Origin of the sequence: Frigoribacterium sp. PvP054 (assembly GCF_040547465.1) — a bacterium.
Classification (GTDB): domain Bacteria; phylum Actinomycetota; class Actinomycetes; order Actinomycetales; family Microbacteriaceae; genus Frigoribacterium.
Window position 1 is genome coordinate 108,791 of the sequence record NZ_JBEPPU010000005.1, and the last position, 19,145, is coordinate 127,935.

At 73.3% G+C, this 19,145-nt stretch carries 19 protein-coding genes; 9 read left to right on the forward strand and 10 right to left on the reverse strand.

Features of this window, described 5'->3' with window-relative positions:
- Nucleotides 1–321: 321 nt before the first annotated feature.
- From ABID81_RS08905 to ABID81_RS08915, 3 genes are all read right to left on the reverse strand, one after another.
- Complete coding sequence (locus ABID81_RS08905) at nt 322–2,925, reverse strand: MMPL family transporter (RefSeq protein ID WP_354594441.1); 2,604 nt, start codon at nt 2,923–2,925, stop codon at nt 322–324.
- A gap of 109 nt (nt 2,926–3,034) precedes the next feature.
- The gene (locus tag ABID81_RS08910; protein WP_354594442.1) at nt 3,035–3,748 is read right to left on the reverse strand and encodes a TetR/AcrR family transcriptional regulator; all 714 of its coding nucleotides are present in this window, start codon (nt 3,746–3,748) and stop codon (nt 3,035–3,037) included.
- Nucleotides 3,749–3,978: 230 nt separating this feature from the next.
- A complete protein-coding gene (locus ABID81_RS08915) occupies nt 3,979–4,854 on the reverse strand; it encodes an SDR family NAD(P)-dependent oxidoreductase (protein WP_354594443.1) in 876 nt (291 codons plus the stop codon).
- A 230-nt stretch (nt 4,855–5,084) separates the two neighbouring features.
- On the opposite strand from ABID81_RS08915, the gene ABID81_RS08920 reads away from it, so the two are divergent.
- Nucleotides 5,085–5,420, forward strand: coding sequence for a hypothetical protein (locus ABID81_RS08920; RefSeq protein WP_354594444.1), 336 nt, complete (start codon nt 5,085–5,087; stop codon nt 5,418–5,420).
- Between the two features lie 158 nt (nt 5,421–5,578).
- Here the strand turns inward: ABID81_RS08920 and ABID81_RS08925 are convergent, their stop codons facing one another.
- From ABID81_RS08925 to ABID81_RS08950, 6 genes are all read right to left on the reverse strand, one after another.
- Nucleotides 5,579–6,352: an NAD(P)-binding domain-containing protein gene (locus tag ABID81_RS08925; protein ID WP_354594445.1), complete on the reverse strand. Its 774-nt coding sequence runs from the start codon at nt 6,350–6,352 to the stop codon at nt 5,579–5,581.
- A 37-nt stretch (nt 6,353–6,389) separates the two neighbouring features.
- Entirely contained in the window at nt 6,390–7,133 is a 744-nt protein-coding gene (locus tag ABID81_RS08930; RefSeq protein WP_354594446.1) for an IclR family transcriptional regulator, read from the reverse strand.
- Nucleotides 7,134–7,144: 11 nt separating this feature from the next.
- Nucleotides 7,145–7,729 carry an RraA family protein gene (locus ABID81_RS08935; protein ID WP_354594447.1) on the reverse strand — a complete coding sequence of 195 codons (585 nt, stop codon included), beginning with the start codon at nt 7,727–7,729 and terminating at the stop codon, nt 7,145–7,147.
- A gap of 149 nt (nt 7,730–7,878) precedes the next feature.
- On the reverse strand, nt 7,879–8,157 hold the full coding sequence (locus ABID81_RS08940) for a hypothetical protein (protein ID WP_354594448.1): 279 nt from the start codon (nt 8,155–8,157) through the stop codon (nt 7,879–7,881).
- A gap of 20 nt (nt 8,158–8,177) precedes the next feature.
- Entirely contained in the window at nt 8,178–9,524 is a 1,347-nt protein-coding gene (locus ABID81_RS08945; RefSeq protein WP_354594449.1) for a TRAP transporter large permease subunit, read from the reverse strand.
- Between the two features lie 259 nt (nt 9,525–9,783).
- Nucleotides 9,784–10,830, reverse strand: coding sequence for an NAD(P)-dependent alcohol dehydrogenase (locus tag ABID81_RS08950; protein ID WP_354594450.1), 1,047 nt, complete (start codon nt 10,828–10,830; stop codon nt 9,784–9,786).
- A 338-nt stretch (nt 10,831–11,168) separates the two neighbouring features.
- Between ABID81_RS08950 and ABID81_RS08955 the strand changes: the two genes are divergently transcribed.
- The 3 genes from ABID81_RS08955 to ABID81_RS08965 all read left to right on the forward strand — a co-directional run bounded on the left by ABID81_RS08955 (nt 11,169) and on the right by ABID81_RS08965 (nt 13,940).
- The gene (locus ABID81_RS08955; protein ID WP_354594451.1) at nt 11,169–11,525 is read left to right on the forward strand and encodes a VOC family protein; all 357 of its coding nucleotides are present in this window, start codon (nt 11,169–11,171) and stop codon (nt 11,523–11,525) included.
- 274 nt (nt 11,526–11,799) lie between these two features.
- Nucleotides 11,800–12,888, forward strand: a complete 1,089-nt coding sequence (locus tag ABID81_RS08960) for an AraC family transcriptional regulator (RefSeq protein WP_354594452.1) — start codon at nt 11,800–11,802, stop codon at nt 12,886–12,888.
- A gap of 446 nt (nt 12,889–13,334) precedes the next feature.
- On the forward strand, nt 13,335–13,940 hold the full coding sequence (locus ABID81_RS08965; RefSeq protein WP_354594453.1) for a class I SAM-dependent methyltransferase: 606 nt from the start codon (nt 13,335–13,337) through the stop codon (nt 13,938–13,940).
- Between the two features lie 6 nt (nt 13,941–13,946).
- On the opposite strand, the gene ABID81_RS08970 is transcribed toward ABID81_RS08965, so the two are convergent.
- Nucleotides 13,947–14,714, reverse strand: coding sequence for a helix-turn-helix transcriptional regulator (locus ABID81_RS08970; RefSeq protein WP_354594454.1), 768 nt, complete (start codon nt 14,712–14,714; stop codon nt 13,947–13,949).
- A gap of 113 nt (nt 14,715–14,827) precedes the next feature.
- On the opposite strand from ABID81_RS08970, the gene ABID81_RS08975 reads away from it, so the two are divergent.
- Genes ABID81_RS08975 through ABID81_RS08995 form a run of 5 tightly spaced genes read left to right on the forward strand, consistent with a single transcriptional unit; the run spans nt 14,828 to nt 19,138 of the window.
- Entirely contained in the window at nt 14,828–15,799 is a 972-nt protein-coding gene (locus ABID81_RS08975) for an ABC transporter substrate-binding protein (protein ID WP_354594455.1), read from the forward strand.
- Nucleotides 15,800–16,792 carry an amino acid ABC transporter permease gene (locus ABID81_RS08980; protein ID WP_354594456.1) on the forward strand — a complete coding sequence of 331 codons (993 nt, stop codon included), beginning with the start codon at nt 15,800–15,802 and terminating at the stop codon, nt 16,790–16,792. It begins immediately after the preceding gene.
- Nucleotides 16,789–17,601, forward strand: a complete 813-nt coding sequence (locus tag ABID81_RS08985) for an amino acid ABC transporter ATP-binding protein (protein WP_354594457.1) — start codon at nt 16,789–16,791, stop codon at nt 17,599–17,601. The genes ABID81_RS08980 and ABID81_RS08985 overlap by 4 nt, the downstream gene beginning before the upstream one ends.
- Nucleotides 17,598–18,725, forward strand: a complete 1,128-nt coding sequence (locus ABID81_RS08990; RefSeq protein ID WP_354594458.1) for an aminotransferase class V-fold PLP-dependent enzyme — start codon at nt 17,598–17,600, stop codon at nt 18,723–18,725. Before ABID81_RS08985 ends, ABID81_RS08990 begins: the two co-directional genes overlap by 4 nt.
- Nucleotides 18,722–19,138 carry a RidA family protein gene (locus ABID81_RS08995; protein WP_354594459.1) on the forward strand — a complete coding sequence of 139 codons (417 nt, stop codon included), beginning with the start codon at nt 18,722–18,724 and terminating at the stop codon, nt 19,136–19,138. Before ABID81_RS08990 ends, ABID81_RS08995 begins: the two co-directional genes overlap by 4 nt.
- Nucleotides 19,139–19,145: the final 7 nt, after the last annotated feature.

Sequence of the window (19,145 nt, forward strand, 5' to 3'; positions counted from 1 at the left end):
TCACGCCCGACGGGCGTCGCTGGTGCGGACGAGATGGTCACCGGGTCACCCTACGTCGGCGGGTCGTCCTCGGCAACGGCACCCGCGCCTCCTCGGCCCGGTGGGTGACGGTCGGCACGAGGTCGCACCACGCTCGCGTCGTCGAACCACGCCGGAAGGTGGTGCGACGACCCGACGGTGGTGCGACCTCGGTCAGGAGGCGCGGGTGACGCTCCGCAGGGCCGGTGCCGGTCGCGCTCGCGCTCGGGTGGCACCGCCGAAGGGACGTCGCGCCGCCGGATACGGCGGTGCGACGTCCCTTCGGCGGTGCGACGCCCGGGGTCAGCCGGCGTGACGCCCGTGGTGGTCGGGGTCGCTGCCGTCGGGCACGGCGTCGACGGGGACGGTCGGGTCGACGTGCGAGACGTGACCGTCCGCTCCGGCGTCCGCGGCCGAGGCGTGCGGCCGCGACCGCTCGAGGGACGCGCCCTCGACGTCGACGTCCGGCAGGATGCGGTCGAGCCACTTCGGCAGCCACCACGCGGACTCGCCGAGCAGGTGCATCACGGCCGGGATCAGCAGCAGGCGGACGACGAACGCGTCGAAGAGCACCCCGAGCGCCAGGCCCAGGCCGATCGACTGGATCAGCACCGAGTTCGAGAACACGAAGCCCGAGAACACCGCCGTCATGATCAGCGCCGCGGCGGTGACCACGGTGCGCCCGGCGTGGACGCCGCGCTGCACCGCGAGACGGGCGGACGAACCGTGCGCGTGTGCCTCGCGCATGCCGCTGACCAGGAACAGCTGGTAGTCCATCGCCAGGCCGAAGAGCACGCCGACCATGAGGATCGGCAGGAAGCTCAGGATGGGCCCCGGGTCGTGCACGCCGAAGACCGGGCCGAGCCAGCCCCACTGGAAGACCGCGGTGACGCCGCCGAACGCGGCGAACAGCGAGAGCACGAAGCCGATGGTGGCCGTGACCGGCACGAGGATCGACCGGAACACGAAGATCAGGATGATCAGCGACAGCCCGACGACCACGAGCAGGTAGAGCGGCAGGGCGCCCGCCAGCTTCTCGCTCACGTCGATGTTGCCCGAGGCGTTGCCCGCGACGCCGAGCGACGAGACGCCGTCGATGTCGAGGCCGCGCAGGTCGCGCACGAGCTGCTCGGTCGACTCGGCGGTCGGTCCGCCCTTCGGCACGACCTGGAAGGCCAGCAGCGTGTCGTCGTCCGAGGCGCCGATCGGGGCGATGGCGGCGACGTCGTCCTGGTCCTTCAAGATCGTGCCGATGCGCACCTGCTCCGACACGAGGTCGTCGTCCGAGATCGCGGTCGGCAGGTCGGCGACGACCACCAGGGGGCCGTTGACGCCGGCGCCGAACTTCTCGTCGATCAACTTGTAGGCCTTGTACGCGCTCGAGTCGACCGGCTCGGACGACCCGGCGGGCAGCCCGAGGCGCATCGACAGCGCCGGGATCGCGACGATCAGCAGCACGGCGACGCCGGCCACGAGGGTCAGCACGGCCCGGACGGTGCTCATGGGCTTCGTCGGGACGCGCACGGCGCCGGTGTGGCCGACGGCCTTCCGCGCCTTCTTGGTCAGGATGCGCAGGCCGACGAGGCGCAGCAGCGCCGGCGTCAGCGTGATGGCGATGAGGATCGCGACGAACACGCAGACCGCGCCGACCGTCCCCATCAGGCCGAGGAAGGGGATGCCGGTCAGGTTGAGCGCGAGCAGGGCGATCAGCACGGTCGAGCCCGCGAACACCACGGCGTTGCCGGACGTGCCGTTGGCCAGGCCGATCGACTCGTGCAGCGGCACTCCCTCTTTCAGCTGGGTGCGGTGCCGGTTGAGGATGAACAGCGAGTAGTCGATGCCGACCGCGAGGCCGAGCATGACGCCGAGCACGGGGGTGACCGAGAGCATCTCGACGGCGCCCGACAGCGACAGCGAGGCGAGCACGCCGACGCCGACGCCGATGAGGGCGTTGACCAGGGGCAGGCCCGCACCGATCAGGGTGCCGAGCATGACGAACAGCACGATGGCGGCGATGACCACGCCGGCCACCTCGCCCGGACCGAAGACCTCGGGGATGGTGGCGGCGATGTCGTTCGACACCTCGACCGCGACGCCGTCGATCGACGCGTCCTCCATCGCGTCGACGACGGCCTCCTTGTTCTCGCTGGTGACGAGGTTGAGCGCCTTGTCGAACTGGATGCTGGCGACGGCCGTGGTGCCGTCGGTCGACACCTGACGGATGCCGTCGGTCAGCTCGAGCAACTTCGCGCCCTCTTCGAGCGTCGCGCTCTGCGTCTCGAGCTCGGACTTGCTCGCGTCGAGGGTGGCCTGCTGGGTGGCGATCTGCTGCGTGCCCGCGTCGAGCTGCGCCTGCTGCGCCTCGAGCTGGGGCGTGGCGGCGGCGAGCGCGGCCTCGCCGGCGGCCTGCGCCTGGGCCTTGGCGGCGTCCAGCTGCTGCTGGCCGGCGGTGATCTGGGCGGTCGCCGCGTCGATCTGCTGCTGGCCCGCGGTGATCTGCGCCTGGCCCGCGGTGATCTGCTGGCGACCGTCCTCGACCTTCTGCGCCTGGTCGTCGATCTGCTGCTGGGTGGCGAACGGGTCGGTGGTGCCCTTGACGTCGTCCAGCTCCTTCGCATCGGTCAGCAGGGCCGCGATGTCGGACTCCTGCTGGTCGGTGAAGGCCGAGTCGTCGGTGGTCGTGAAGACGACCGTGCCGGTGCCGCCGCTCGCCTGGGGGAACTTCTCGGCGAGCTCGTCGCTGACCTTCTGCGTCGCCGTGCCGGGGATGCTGACGGCGGTGGTGAGCGTTCCGCCGAACAGCGCGAAGGCGCCGCCGGCGAGGCCGAGCACGACCAGCCAGGCCACGATGACGAGCCAGGCCCGCCGGGCCGAGAACCGGCCGAGTCGATAGAGCAGGGATGCCATGGGTGTCTGTTCCTCCAGGGTGGTGCGGGGTGATGCGGGTTGCGGGGGTGGCCTCACGTCGCGGCGTCGGGAAGGAGGTGCGGGTCGGCCGGGTGCGCCGGCCGACGGGTCAGGGGGTGGTCGGGGTGGGCACGGTCGTCTCGGGCGAGCTCGTCTCCGACTCGGCCGACCCGGGCACGGTCGTCTCGGGCCCGTAGCCGGTGCGGATGCTCGTCACCATGCGGTCGAGCAGGTCGGCCCAGACCGCGCGGCTGTCGTCGTCGACGTCGGCCCCGGTGCGCACGATCCAGTGCCGGGCGACGACGGCGATGCCGTTCATCAGCGAGCTGACGAGCACCTCGGCCTCGAGCGGGTCGGTGGCGGGGCTGCGCTCGGCCGTCTCGATCGAGAGCTGCTCGGTGACGCGCGTGAAGACGTCCTGGATCAGGCTGTGCGACCGCGGGTCGCTGCCGTCGTCGCCGAGCACCCCCCAGAGGTACGAGACGACGGCCGGCAGGTCGACGACCTGCACCGCCTGGATGATCTCGGCGAACAAGGAGGCGCGGGTGCCGTCCCCGACGGGTGCCGCGGCGGTGGCGGCCCGGAACTCGTCGACGGCGCCGGTGAGCACGCGGGTGCAGGCCGTCATGACGACCTCGTCGAGCGACGAGAAGTGGTTGAACACGGTGCGACGCGAGACGTCGGCGCGTTCGGCGAGCTCGTCGACGCTGAACCGGGGCGCACCTCGCTCGGCGATGAGGGCGTCGGCGGCGTCGACGATCGCCTGGCGGTGCTTGGCCTTGAGGGCGGCACGGCGGTCGGGCACCAGGCTCTTGACGGTCACCTGCCTACACTAAGTGCAGCGACGCACTCGGTGCAGCCAGATCCGCTGGGGAATCGCTGGGACTCGGGCGGCCGGGAGGCGGCCGCCGTACCCCGCCCGACCCGCGCCTCCTCGTCCCGCCCCCGTCCCCATCGCCCCGGACGGTCGGGTGGGCAGAAGGTGTCCTCGGCACACGGCTGAGGGTCGTCTTCCGCCCACTCGACGACGAGACGAGGCGGGGGACGCTCGGGTCAGATGGTGCCGTCGAGGTCGAGCAGGCGGGCGCTCTCGTCCCACAGTCGGCGGGCGAGGTCGGCGTCGTTCGCCTGACGAGCCACGCGGCCCGGCGCCGTGAGCCGGTCGAAGTAGTTGCCGCTCGGTGCCGGCACGGTCGTGGCCCCCGCGAGGCGGATGAGGGGCTCGGCGCCGTCCTCGGTCGAGACGGCGAGGCGCTTGGCGGCCGTCATGAACGCGCCGTTGCCGCCGAAGCCCGAGGCGACGAACCCGGGGTGGAACGCGTACGCGTCGACCCCGCCACCGGCGCGCGGCAGGCGTCGGGCCAGCTCGCGCGTGAACAGCACGTTGAGCAGCTTCGAGGTGCCGTAGGCGCGGAACCCGCCGGCCCACGGTCCGGCCGAGTTGTCGAGATCGTCGAGGTCGACCTTGCCGAAGAGATTGCCGGCGCTCGAGGTCTGGACGATGCGGACCGAGCCGGGCCGGGCGTCCTTCGCCGTCTCGAGGAGGCGCGGCGTCAGCAGGGCGGTCAGCAGGAACGGCGCGAGGTGGTTGCCCTGGAACGTCGTCTCGTGACCGTCGACCGTCAGCGACCGCTCGGGGATCGTGGCCCCGGCGTTGTTGGCCAGGACGTGGATGCGCGGCAGCTCGGCGAGCAACTGCTCGCCGAGGTCGCGGACGCTCGAGAGGTCGGAGAAGTCGGCGAGGTAGGCGCGGCCCCCGACCTCGTGGGCGACGGTGCGGGTGCGGTCGGGGTTGCGACCGACGACGGCGACGGTGGCACCGAGGCGGGCGAGCTCGCGGGCGGCGGCGCGGCCGATGCCCGAGCTGGCCCCGGTGACGACGACGGTCTGGTCGTCGAGGCGGGCGGCGGGAGGCAGGGTGACGGTCATGCAGGGGACGCTAGGCGGGATTTGCCCACCCCGCACCCCCTCGACCGGCGCGGAACCCCTGCCTAGGCAAATCGCCGACTGCCGGAGGACGGGGTGCCGGGGCGGCGGGGCAGCAAGGCGGCGGGGTGACGGGGTGACGTGAGGGCAGCATCGGGGAGCGGCCCATGGCGGCTCCAGGCACAGCGGTCTAACCTCGGACGACGACCCCGCCCGCGACGAAGGCACCCTCCATGCGACACGACGACGGCTCCCCCGACACCCCCGGCGACGACCTCGCGACCTGGTCGGACGAGGCGCACCGCGAGCTCGAGCTGCTCGTCGCCCGTGACCGCGAGGTCGAGCTGTCCCGTCGGCACGAGGCCGAGCGCGTCGCCCGTCTCGAGCGGGCCGCCCGACTCGAGCACGAGCGTCGCCGCGAGGCCGAGCTGCCCCCCGAACTGCGCGACGCCGACGACGAGCCCTACGACGGCGGCCCGAGGCGGCGACTCGTCATGGGGTCGTCGAGGGTGCTGGCGGCGGTGGCCCTGCTCGCCGCGATCGCCGTCGCGGTGACCGGGTTCCTCTAGGCCGACCCGCGCCTCCTCGGCTCGTCAGAGCGCCAGCGGGGCCCGCCCGGGCGGCGGGCCCACTCCGCCCTCACCGCACCGCCTTTCGTGCACGGCACCGCGACCAGTCCGGGTGCGGTGCACGAGACGCGGTGCGGTGTGCGTCGCGGCGGGACGGCTCAGGCCCCGCCCTCGGCCGCCAGGCGCCGCAGCACCCGGCCGGACGCGGCCGACATCTCGGCCTCGACGCCGAGCGCGGCGAGGTGCTCGACGACCGAGTCCATCTCGTGGGCCCGGCGCACCGCGTGCTTGCGGCTGCCCGTGACGTAGCGCTCGATCTTGGCGTCGGCGTCGCCCGACAGCTGGGCGGCGACCTGCGCGTGCACCCACTCCTCGCAGCCGGCCGCGCGGCCGGCCTCGAGGGCCTCGACCACCGTCGTGGCGAGGCTCTTCATCATCACGCTGCGCAGCAGCTTGCGCGAGGTGGCCTCGCCGGCCGGGGCGTCCACGGTCTCGACCTCGGCCCCGAGCGACCGCAGGAAGACCGCGACGTCGGCGGCGGCCGAGCCGCTGACCATGGTCTCGGTGGCCGCGCCCTTGGTCGGCACCGGCCCGAGCACGGCGACGTCGGCGAAGCGACCCCCCGCGGCCTCGACGACGGCCTCGGCCTCGCGCATCACCTGCGCGGAGGCGGTGGTGAAGTCGGACCAGATCGCGCCGGGCGCGAGGTGGCGCGCCTCGTCGGCCGCGATCCGACCGCTGAAGGACGCGCCGGTCAGCACGACGACGAGCTCGGACGAGGCCACGACCTCGGCGGCCGTGTCGAGCCGGCGGACGCCGTCGGGCGTGCTGGGCGCCGCCGGGTCGAAGCCCGTGACGTCGTGACCGGCGGCCGCCGTGGCCGCCGCGTAGATGTGCCCGGCCTCGCCGAGGCCGATGAATCCGACTCGCATGGTGTTCCTTTCGCCGCGAGTCGTGGCGACCCGCGTGTCAGCGCCCGATCGCCTGCGCGGCCCGGCGGAGTTCAGGGGCCCGATCGACGAGCTCCTGTCGTGTGTTGAGTTCTGCCGGCCCCGAGGCCGACACCGAGGCCACGACGTCGCCGTCGGGCCCGAAGACCGGGACGCTGACCGCGGCGACGTCACGGTCGCGCTCGGCGATCGAGACGTGGAAGCCGTCGGAGCGGATGACCTCGAGCGACCGACGGAGGTCGTCGGTCGAGACCGGCGTGCCGTTCGCGTCCCGCAGCTCGCCGACCGAGGCGACCAGCGCCTCCTGCTCGTCGGCGGGCATGTGCGCGAGGATCGTGCGCCCGGCGCCGACCGTCAGCGGCAGCCGACGGCCGATCGGCAGCTGGTACCGCAGCGGGTCGGCACCGTCGACCCGTGAGCTGAGCACGCGCTCGGCGCCCGAGCGGACGTAGAGCGACGAGGTCAGGCCCGTCGTGACCGACAGCTGCTGCAGGTGCGGCCGCGTCCGGTTGCTCAGCGGGTCGCCCACGATGAACGCGTGCGCCATGCCGAGCGTCGCGACCCCGAGGCGGTAGTCGCCCCCGACGTGCTGCACGAGGCCCCGACGCTGCAGCACCCCCACGATGCGCAGCACGGTCGCCGTGCTCAGGCCGCTGCCCTTGCTGAGGTCGACCAGCCGCATCGGCCCCGGCGCCCTCTCGAGCAGCTCGAGGACGTCGAGTGCGCGTTCGACGCTGCGGACGGTGGGCTGGGGGTCTGCCATGCCGACCATTCTCACCCGGACACGATGCGCCTCCGGGTCTCGGTCTCGTCGGCGTGCTTCGCCTCGGCCCGCTCGAGCACGGCGTCGGCCTCGTCGGCGGGCACCACGGCGACGCCGTCCGAGTCGCCGAGCACGAGGTCGCCGGGGTGCACGACGACCCCGCCGATCGCGACCGGACGGCCGATGCGGAACGGGCCGTTGCGGTACGGACCTGCCGGGGAGGCGCCGGCCGCGAAGGCGGGGAAGCGCAGCTGCTCGAGGTCGTCGACGTCCCGCACGGCCCCGTCGACCACGAGGCCGACGCAGCCGGCCTTGCGCAGCCGCTCGGCGATCAGCTCGCCGACGAGGGCGCGGTCGGTGACGCCGTGGCCGTTGACCACCAGCACCTGGCCGGGCCGGATCTGCCCGATCGCCTCGTGGATGCCGGCGTTGTCGCCCCCGGCCACCTCGACCGTGAAGGCCGGGCCGGCGAGGCGGGCGCCACGCCAGACGGCGCGGACGGCCGAGTCGACGACGCCGAGGCGGTCCATGGCGTCGCCCACGTTGGCGACGGGCAGCGCCGCGAAGCGGTCGAGCGGGGTGCGGGGGTCGGTCACGGGGGCTCCGATGGTCGGGGTGTCGGTGGGTGCGGCGGTCGGGGCCGGCCCGGGGGCCGGGGCCGGCTCGGGGGTCGGGGGCGGCCCGGGGGCCGGGGACGGCTCAGGGGTCGAGGCGGGCCCGGGCGTCGGGGCGGCGGTCGGGGCGGTCATCCCTCGCTCGGCTTCCAGCCGTGGGCGTACGAGAGCAGCAGCGTCCAGATGCCGAGGACGGCGGCGATGCCGAACGCGACCGGGCTGACGACGGACTCGGCGGCCGTGACGAGGTCGGCGTTCAGGCCGATCACGCCGACGAGCTGGGTGAGGACGAGCACGGTGCCCACGATCAGCATCGAGACGAGCAGGACGACGAACACCGTCGTCATCAGGCGGATCAGTCGCTGCCGGGCCGGGCCGTGCTGCGGTTCGGGGGTGGCGTTGTCGGTCATGGTGTCTTCTCCGTTCCGGGTCAGTGGGGCACGGGCAGCCAGCCCGGGCCGATCAGTGCGGCGATCAGCAGGATCGGCAGGACGTACAGGACGATCAGGGGCACGAAGGTCTTGACCGGGTTGACCCCGGCGATGCCCGTCGCGATGTAGATGGCCGAGGCGCCAGGGGGCGACGCCCCCTCGGTCGAGGCCGCGACGAGCACGACGCAGGCGGCCAGGATCGGGTCGACCCCGGCGACGACGAGCACGCTGAAGCCGATGCCGCCGATCGTGGCGATGGTGGCCGTCGAACTGAGCGGACCGGCCACCAGCACGACGAGCACGGCGACGACCACCGACATGACGAGCGGCGACGCGTCGAAGCCGTTGAGCACCGCCGACAGCTGGTCGGCCAGCCCGAGTTCGGTCAGGACGGCACCGCCGGCGAAGGCGAAGACGAGGGTGGCGCCGATGTCGCGGTAGCGCGGCGCCGTCTTGGCGACGAACCCGTACCAGGCGGCGCCCGTGCGTGGCAGCTTCTTGCGGCCGAGGACGAGGGCGAAGAGCAACAGCAGGACGGGGATCCACACCACGATGCTCACGGTGTCCATGACGTCCTCGCCGAGGGCGCCGATCAGGGCCTCGCCGGTCGGGCCGAGGGTGACCAGCACCGGGATGACGATGCCCAGGAAGAGCAGGAACGACGTCCACCCGCGGGCGAAGGCCTTCACGAACGGCATGATGTCCGACCGGTCGACCCGGCCGATCTTGTGTCGGCGCACGAAGATGAAGACGACGATCAGGCGCCAGAGCACGCACCAGCCCGCGGCCGCGAACATCGCGGGCAGCAGGGCGTCGACCGACACGAGCGGAGCGACCGTCGCGGTTCCGATCAGGATGAAGAACGACGCGCTCGGCGGGATGACCGTGCCGTTGCCGGCGTTGCCGGCGATCAGCGTGGCGGCGACGTGCGGCGGCCACTGCGAGCGCTTCATCCACGGGATGGCCACGGTGCCCATCGTCGCGGCGTTGGCCGAGCCCGAGTGCGCGACCGAGCCGAAGAGGGCCGAGCCGACGGTGGCCACGTAACCGGCGCCTCCTCGGAACCGGCCGAGCAGCGAGTTGAGGATGTCGACCTGGCGGTCGATGACCCCGGTCGAGGCCAGCAGGAACCCGATGAAGGTGAAGGCCAGGGCGGCGAACACGATCTCCTGGCTGAAGGCGGCCTGCAGGCCGACGAGCACCAGGTCGAGGACGTCGGGCCCACCGAAGGCGCACACGACGAGGAATCCGACGACCATCGCCTCGCCGATGCCCCGCTTCAGCGGCACGCTCCAGACGACGATGGTGCCGATGTAGGCGATGAGGGCCCAGACGGCCGTACCCATGATGACTCGCTCTCCGTTGAGGGTCAGAAGTTCACTAGACGCACTTGAAGTGCGTTCCGTGAACCGTACGGGGAGTTTCGGCCGCCGTCAAGAACCCACCTGACGCTGCGCACCGCGCTTCGTGCACCGCACCGCGGCTAGCCCGGGTGCACTGCACGAAACGCGGTGCGAAGCGGCGGCGCCAACCCCCGACACGACGGACGCCCCCGCACACACGGTGCGGGGGCGTCCGGCGGAGCAGGCGCGGGGCGGGGTCGGATCAGGCGAAGGTGGCCGCGTCGATTACGAAGCGGTAGCGCACGTCCGACTTCAGGACGCGGTCGTAGGCCTCGTTGATCTGCTCGGCGCCGATCAGCTCGGTCTCGGGCAGGATGCCGTGCTCGGCGCAGAAGTCGAGCATCTCCTGCGTCTCGCGGATGCCGCCGATGGCCGAGCCGGCCCAGCTGCGACGGGCCGGGATCAGCGCGAACGCGGGCACCTCGAGCGGCTCGGAGGGGGCACCGACGTTGACGAGCGTGCCGTCGACGGCGAGCAGGCCGAGGTAGGCGCCCATGTCGACCTTCGCCGAGACGGTGTTGACGATCAGGTCGAACGAGTTCGCCAGGTCGGTAAAGGTCTGCTCGTCGCTGGTCGCGTAGTGCGCCTTGGCGCCGAAGCGCAGCGAGTCCTCCTTCTTCGAGGTGGTCTGCGACAGCACGGTGACGTCGGCGCCGAGGGCCGCGGCGATCTTGACGCCCATGTGGCCGAGTCCGCCCATGCCGACGATCGCGACCTTGGTGCCCTCGGTGACGCCCCAGTGGTGCAGCGGCGAGTACAGGGTGATGCCGGCGCAGAGCAGCGGGGCGACCTTGTCGTAGTCGAGCGACTCGGGGACGCGCAGCACGAAGTCCTCGGTCACGACGACGGCCTGCGAGTAGCCGCCCTGCGTGATCGTGCCGTCGATCGGATCGACGCTCGTGTAGGTGCCGGTGTTGCCCTTGGCGCAGTACTGCTCGTCGCCGCGCTTGCAGTACTCGCACTCGCCGCACGAGTTGACCATGCAGCCGACGCCGACGCGGTCGCCGACCTTGTGCTTGGTCACCTCGGAGCCCACCTCGGCGACCGTGCCGACGATCTCGTGACCGACGACCTGCGGGTACTGGATCTCGCCCCACTCGCCGCGGACGGTGTGGATGTCGCTGTGGCAGATGCCGGCGTAGGCGATGTCGATCATGACGTCCTTGGGGCCGACGTCGCGGCGCTCGACGGTCGTCTTGACGAGGGGCTCGGTGGCGGACGGTGCCGCGTAGGCGTTGACGGTGCGCATGGGTCTCCTGAGGGGTGTGTTCGGTTCGGGGGCGGGGGCGGGGGCGGGTCGGGTCGGAACGAGGTGCTCGACGACCGTCGCCCACGTCCCGACGCTACGCTCCCGGCCCGATCGCGGGTGACCCCGACGGGACCCGCGGGCGAGGACCCGCGGGAGGCGCGGTGCGAGTCGGGCCGGCACCGCGCCTCCCGCGGGCGGTCGCGTCGGCCGTCGTCGATCGTGGGACACGCCTTCGCATGGGAAAGTGCCCTGACTAGCGGGCCGGCCGGCACGGACCACGGCGTAGCACGGACGGAGACGCAGCACCGGGTGGTCCGGTGCCGGACGAAGGAGTCGACATGGCAAGCGGAGTGGCAACAGTGTGGGTGCCCGTGACCGACATGGGACGGGCGACGGCGTTCTACCGTGACGCGCTCGGCCTCACGGTGAAGAACGAGAGCGACGACTGGACCGAGATCGACGCGAACGGCCTGATGATCGGCCTCAACGGTCGCGAGGAGGCCTCGGCGTCGAGCGAGGGCGGGGCGGTCATCACGTTCCAGCCCGACGGCACCCTCGAGGACGCGCTGGCCGACCTGCAGTCGCGCGGCGCCGACGTGACCGGCACGATCAGCGAGCACCCGTGGGGCCGCATCCTGCCCTTCAAGGACTCCGAGGGCAACGACCTGCAGTTCTACACGCCCCCGACCGACTGACGTCGCGGGCCCCGAGGAGGCGCGGTGCCGGTCCGACCGGCACCGCGCCTCCCCTGCGTGGTCGCGCCCGTGTGGTCGCGTCACGGCGCGGGGTACGCCCCCGGTCGGCCGTCACGTGGACTGGGGTCGGGACTTCGGGCCGCCGGTCGGGCAGGGTGGTGACCGACCTCGCGTCCTGCGCATCTGTGACGAACGGCGACCCCGCCTCGTCCTGAAAGAGTGGCCTCGTCTCACCAGCGTGCCGCGCCGGACGCGAGGAGGACGGGAGACCACCATGACCAGCACCGAGATCGACGGCGACACCGACACCCGCACCCCGCGGGGCCTCGCCCCGGCGACCCCGGACGCGGCCGCCGCCGCGGCCCCCGCGGGCGACGCAGCCTCCCCCGCCGCGCCTCCGCTGCTGCCGCCGCCGCCGATGGACCGGTTCCACCGTGACGCCTGGTCGGGCACCGACGTCGACGAGTCCCGGGCGAAGCTCGAGGCGGCGCTCGGCGGCCGACGGTTCCGGGCACGCCCGGGCGCGGAGCCGTTCTCGTTCCGCTTCGCGACCGCGGGCGACCGACGGCTGAGCCTGCAGACCGGCACCTTCACCGGGCACCTGCAAGGCGTGATCCCCTGGTCGCGCGACTACGTCGTCTCGTGGTTCCCCGTCGGCTCGGTGACGATCGACTACCCGAAGGGGCACCTCGCGAGCGTCGGCGGCCGGCCCTTCCTCACCCCGACCGAGACCTCGTACTCGTTCGCGATGACCCCGCACCGGCACAGCATCGTGCAGCTCGACGCGGGGTTCCTCGAGGACGTCGCGGCCACCCGACACGGCGGTCCGCCCCAGCGCGTCGACTTCGACCACGCCGCCGTCCCGAGCGACGACGCCCTCGCCGCCTGGCGCGGAGTCCTGGCCGACGTGACTCCGGTCGTCGTCTCACCCGAGACCAGCGCGCCCGACCGCCTCCTCGCGCAGACGGCCCTGGCCGAGGCGCTGCTCGACCTCTTCCCGTGGCGGCCGGTCGCCGTGCCCGCCGAGCTGCGGACCGAGCGCACGCGTCGGCTCCGGCTCGCCGCCGAGTACGTGCACGCGTACGTCGACCGGGCGATCAGCTCGAGCGACATCGCCGCCGCGGTCGACATGCACCCGCGCACCCTGCAGCAGCAGATGCAGGAGCACCTCGGCGCCAGCCCCACCCGCTTCGTGCGCGGCGTCCGCCTCGACCGGGTGCGGCTCGACCTGCTGCACGGCGACCCGCGCACCACGCTCGTGTCCGAGGTCGCCACCCGCTGGGGCTTCGTCCACCTCGGCCGCTTCTCGGCCGCCTACGTCGCCCGCTTCGGCGAGTACCCCCGCGACACCCTCGCCCGCTGATCGCGGCCGCGGCCGCAGCCCGCCCCCGCCGGTGTCGCACCGCCACCTCGACGGTGCACCGCGACCGCACCGCCAGGTGGACGTCGCACCGCCGAATGTGACGGTGCGCCGTCCACTCGGCGGTGCGACACCGGCACCGCCCTGCGAGAGCCCCGGTGGCCGACGCCGGACCCCGAGGAGGGGGGGGGGGGGGGCGCCCCGCCCCCCCCCCCCCCCGGGGGGGGGGGGGGCGCGGGCCCCCCGCCCCCGGGGGGGGGCCCCCCCCCCGCCCGCGGGGGGGGGGCCCCCCACGGGGGGGCCCCCCCCCCCGGGGGGGGCCCCCCCCCCCCCCCCCCCGGGCCCCCCCGGGGCCCCCCCCCGGGGGGGGGGCCACCCCCCCGGGGGGGGTGGTTCGACGACGCGAACGTGGTGCGACCTGGGCGGGGGCGGCCTCCTAGGCTTCGGGCATGGGATCAGACGCCAGGGTGCGCTACGCCGAACGGGCCGACGAGTACGCCCGGCACCTCGGCTCGATGTCGTCGGTGCACCCGGCCGACGAGCACCTGGTGACGTCGTGGGCGAGGGCGGTCGGCGGCCCCGTGCTCGACGCGGGCTGCGGTCCCGGCCACTGGTCGGGGCACCTCGCCGCCCGGGGCGTCGACGTGCGCGGCGTCGACCAGGTGCCCGAGTTCGTCGAGCACGCCCGCCGAGCGCACCCCGCCGTGCCGTTCGACCTGGGTGACGTCGACGCCCTGCCGTACGGGCCGGGCGAGTTCTCGGGCGTCCTCGCCTGGTACTCGCTGATCCACCACGACCCGGGCGGCATCCGTCGGCCGCTCGACGAGTTCGCGCGGGTCCTCCGACCCGGCGGCGGGCTGCTCGTCGGGTTCTTCGCCGGGTCGACCGTCGAACCCTTCGACCACGCGATCACCACCGCGTGGCGCTGGTCGCCCGACCTCCTCGCGGACGCCCTCCGCGCCTCCGGGTTCGACGTGCTCGAGACCCACACGCGGACGGGCCCGCCCTCCGGGCCGAGACCCCACGGCGCACTCGTCGCCCGGCTCGACCGGTAGGGCCGCTCAGCCGCCCTGGCGCACCTGTCGCACGTACCGGTACACGGTCGGCTCGGACACGTGCAGGGCCTCGGCCACCTGGGCCACCGCGCCCTTGAGCAGGAACACCCCCGCCCGTTCGATCTCGCGCACGGCCGCGACCTTCTCGTCGGGCGTCATGCGGTGCGGTTCGACGCCCTGGGCGGCGACGATCCGCGCGACGCCGTCGAGCGCGAGTTCGTCGACGTTCATGCTCAGCCGCTCGGCCACGGGCGCCGCCGCCGGGTGCGCCGTCGACCCCGTCGCCGCTCCGGACGCCCCCGTCGCGGCCCCGGGCCCACCGCCCGGCCCGGCCCCCTTGACCAACCCGGTCGTCGCCGTGATCGCCATGAGCAGGTCGCGCGCCCGGGCCAACGGCTCGTCGTCGATGTTCAGGCAGAGCATGCCCACGACGTCGCCGGCGGCGTCGCGGATGAAGAAGGTCGACGAGCGGAACGTGCCGCCCGTGCGCGACTCGGCCAGGTAGTTCGCCAGGTAGTCGCGGTCGTCGTGCTCGTGGTTCTGCAGCACCTTGAGCACCAGGTCGGTCGCCGGCCCGCCGACGCTGCGACCGCTCACGTGGCCGTTGGTCAGGGCGACGATCGAGCGGCTCAGGTCGCTCGTGTCGTGCAGCACGACCTCGGTCCGGGGCCCGAGCAGCTCGGCGAAGAAGTCCATCAGCGGCAGGTAGGGCTCGAACTCGGCCCGCAGGACGCGACTCGGGTCGACCACGGTGGCGCTGCTGGCTCTCGTCATGAGTCCAGGTTACCGGTGTGTAACAAGTTCCTCGCGCTGTGATAATTTCTTCTCACCCTGCCGACGACTCGGCTAGCTTGCGATGACCGACGACGCTCACGAAAGGCTCGACCATGACCCGAACCCGCTCCCGCTCCGCCCTCTGGGGCACCGTCGCCACGGGCGCCGTCCTGGCCCTCGGGCTCACCGCCTGCGGCGGCCCGAGCGCCCCGCAGCCCGGCGACGCCACCGGCGACGCCACCTCGTCGTCCGCGTCGAGCATCCCCGACACGAGCGCCCTACTCGACGCCGTCCAGGTCGACGACACGCTCGCCGCCGAGGTGCCCGCCGACATCAAGGACGCCGGGACGCTCGTCGTGGGTTCGAACGTCCAGTCGGCGCCGAACAACTTCTACGCGGCCGACGGCTCGACGGTCGTCGGCTCGGACCACGACCTCATCACGGCCGTCGCCAAGAAGCTCGGCCTCGACGTCGAGTACCAGAACCAGGACTTCGGCTCGCTCATCACCAGCCTGCAGTCCGGCCGCGTCGACGTGACGATCGCCGCGATGAACGACACCGCCGAGCGCCAGCAGGCCATCGACTTCGTCGACTACCTCACCTCGGGCATCACCCTGATGGTGCAGAAGGGCAACCCGGCCGACATCACCGGCCCCGACACCCTCTGCGGCAAGTCCATCGCGGTCGTGACCGGCACGAGCCAGCAGGAGTTCGCCGAGGCCACGAGCACGCAGTGCGAGACCGACGGCGACGAGCCCCTCGACATCACCGTGACCGACAGCGACAGCCAGAACCAGACGCAGCTGCGCACCGGCCGCATCGACGCCATCGTCAACGACCTGCCGAGCGCGGTCTACATCTCGAAGACCGCCCAGGACGGCCAGGCGTTCGAGGTCGTGCCCGGCGACGTCATCGACGGCGCCCCCTACGGCATCGGCGTCAACAAGGACGACCCCGCGCTGCGCGACGCCATCGCCTCCGCCCTCGACGAGCTGATCGACGACGGCACGTACGGCGAGGTGCTCGACGCCTGGGGCATCACCTCGGGCAGCGTCACCGAGGCGACCGTCAACGGCGGCAAGTAGGTGGCGACCGCACGACCGACGGGCACCGGCGCCGGCGACGCGACCCGCGCCTCCTCGTCCCGCCCGCCCGAGCGCCCCGGGCGCGAGCTGCTGCCGCAGGTGCGCCTGAAGCACTGGGGGCGGTGGGTGAGCGCCGTCGTCATCGTGGTGCTGCTCGTCGCCCTCGTGTACGGGGCGTCGCAGGGCGACATCTCGTACCGGGACATCCCGTACTACCTGGTCTCGCCGATCATCCTGCAGGGCCTCGTCGGCACCATCGTGCTCGCCGTGGTCGCGCAGGTCAGCGCCGTCGTCATCGGCGTCGTGATCGCCCTGATGCGCATCTCGAAGAACCCGGTCGCCCAGGCCTTCGCGGCCGGCTACACCTGGCTGTTCCGCGGCCTGCCGGTGCTGCTGCAGATCCTGCTCTGGTACAACCTCGCGCTGATCTTCCCGCGGCTGCAGCTCGGGGTGCCCTTCACCGACGTGGTGTTCGTCGACGTAAGCACGAACGACGTCATGACCACGTTCGTCGCGGCGTTCCTCGGCCTCGCCCTCAACGAGAGCGCCTACATGGCCGAGATCGTGCGGGCGGGGCTCAAGAGCGTCGACCGCGGGCAGATCGAGGCCGCCCAGTCGATCGGCCAGACCCCGGCGCAGCGCATGGCGCGCATCGTGCTGCCCCAGGCGATGCGCATCATCATCCCGCCGACCGGCAACGACTTCATCAACATGCTCAAGGGCACCGCGATGGCGTCGGTCATCGGCTACCTCGAACTGATCAAGGCCGCCAACAACATCGCCTCGTTCAACCTGCAGGTGATGGAGACCCTGATCGCCGCGGCCATCTGGTACATGGTCGTCGTCAGCGTCGCGAGCGTCGGCCAGTACCACCTCGAGCGCAGCTTCGACCGGCAGGACCGCCGCCCCGGCGGTCCCCCGAACGCCCGCGCCCTCCGCCGCAAAGTCGCCGCCGACCTCGGCCGCGCACCCCTCGTCAGGAGCACCCCGTGACCACGACCGACACGACCCCAGGAGGCGCGGTGCCGGCCGCCGGGGCCGCCCCCGTCCTCGAGGCCGTCGGCATCGGCAAGTCGTACGGCAGCCACGAGGTGCTGCGCGACGTGTCGATGACCGTCAGCAGCGGCGAGGTGGTCTGCATCATCGGACCGTCCGGCGCCGGCAAGTCGACGTTCCTCCGCACCCTGAACCGGCTCGAGGAGCCCGACGCCGGCGAGGTCTGGGTCGGCGGCGAGCCGATGGGCTTCGAGCTGCGCGACGGCGTGCTGCACGAGCTCAGCGAGCGTCGGCTGTCGGCGCAGCGGGCACGCACGGCGATGGTGTTCCAGCACTTCAACCTGTTCCCGCACCTGACGGTGCTGGGCAACGTGCTCGAGGGCCCCGTGCGCGTCCAACGTCGGTCGGCGAAGGAGGCGCGGCGCGAGGCCGTCGAGATCCTCGAGCGGGTGGGCCTCGGCGACAAGGTCGACGCCTACCCCGGCCAGCTCTCGGGCGGGCAGCGGCAGCGGGTGGCGATCGCGCGGGCCGTCGCGATGAAGCCGCTCTTCCTGCTCTTCGACGAGCCCACGTCGGCCCTCGACCCCGAACTCGTGGGCGAGGTGCTCAAGGTGATGGGCGACCTGGCCCGCGACGGCATGACCATGCTCGTCGTGACGCACGAGATCCAGTTCGCCCGCGAGGTCGCCGACCGCGTCGTCTTCATGGCCGACGGCGGCATCGTCGAGCAGGGCCCGGTCGAGCAGGTGCTCGGCGCCCCCCGCGAGGCCCGCACGAGGCAGTTCCTGCAGCGGGTGCTGGCGTGACGTCCGACCCGGCGCTCGACGCGTACCTGGCGTCGTTCGCCGAGCCGGTCGGGTACCTGAACTTCGGCAGCTACGGTCCGCCCTCGCGCGACGTCGTCGAGACGATCGGCCGCCTCGCCTCCGCGGCGAGCGCGGGCGTCCCCTCGTCCGGCCTGCACGCCGAGGACGACCGGGCGCTGGCCGCGGTGGCGCGCCTCACCGGGTTCGACCGCGCCGGGGTCGCCCTCACCGGCAGCACGTCGCTCGGGTTGATGCAGGTCGCGTTCGGCCTGCCGCGGGGCGAGGTCGTCGTGAGCGGCGCCGAGTTCCCGTCGAACCTCTACGCGTGGTGGCGCTCGGAGGAGGCCGGCCTCACCGCCGTGCGTCCGTTGCCCGAGGTGCCCGGTCAGCCGCTGGCACCCGTCACTCCCGAGCGGGTGGCCGACGCCGTCGGGCCCGACACCGTCGCGGTCGCCGTGAGCGCGGTCGACTTCCGCACCGGCGCGGTCGCCGACCTCGCCGGCCTGCGGGAAGCCGTCGGCGACCGCCTGCTCGTGGTCGACGGCATCCAGGGCTTCGGCGTCGTCGACGCCGACTGGACGCTCGCCGACGCCCTCGTCGTCGGCGGCCAGAAGTGGCTGCGGGCGGGGTGGGGCACGGGGTTCGTGGCGGCGTCCCCGCGGGCCCTCGCGCGCCTCCGTCCGGTGCTCGGCGGTTGGACCGGCGTCGAGGGCGCCTCTCGCTACGACGGCGTGCGACACGATCCGCTGCCCGGGGCTCAGCGCCTGTCGGTGACGAACGGCTCGCCGTTCGCCTCGGGCGCCCTGGCCACGGCGCTCGAGCAGCTCGAGTCCGTCGGGGTCGGCGCCGTGGCGGCCCGCGTGGCCGACACCGCGGGCGACCTGGTCGCCCGACTCGAGGCGGCCGGCGTGCCGGTGCTCTCCCCCGTCGAGCGCCACCGGCGGGCCGGACTCGTCGTGGCGGGCGTGCCCGCGGGCGAGGCCGCGCGCGTCGGCGCCCGGCTCGAGGAGGCCGGCGTCACGGCCACGATCCACGGTGACGACCGGGTGCGCCTGAGCGTCCACGCCACCACCACCCCGGCCGCACTCGACGCGGCCCTGAGCGTCCTGGGAGGACGACGATGACCCTCGAGACGAACCCCCTCCGGGCCGTGCACACCGACGCGGCCCCGGCGGCGATCGGCCCCTACTCGCAGGCCGTCCGCGTGGGCGACCTCGTGTTCGTGTCGGGCCAGCTGCCGATCGACCCCGCGACCGGCGAGTTCGCCGGGCCCGGGGTCCGCGACGAGGCGCGTCAGTCGTTGCGGAACGGCGCCGCGGTGCTCGAGGCCGCCGGCTCGGGCGTCGACCTCGTCGTCAAGACGACGGTGCTGCTGGCCGACATCGCCGACTTCGCCGTCGTCAACGAGGCGTACGCCGAGGTCTTCGACGGCGGCGTCCTGCCGGCCCGCGCCGCCTACCAGGTCGCGGCCCTGCCGAAGGGCGCCCGGGTCGAGATCGAGTTCGTCGCGGCGGTCGCCCCGGGGCACGCCGGGTAGCATCGCG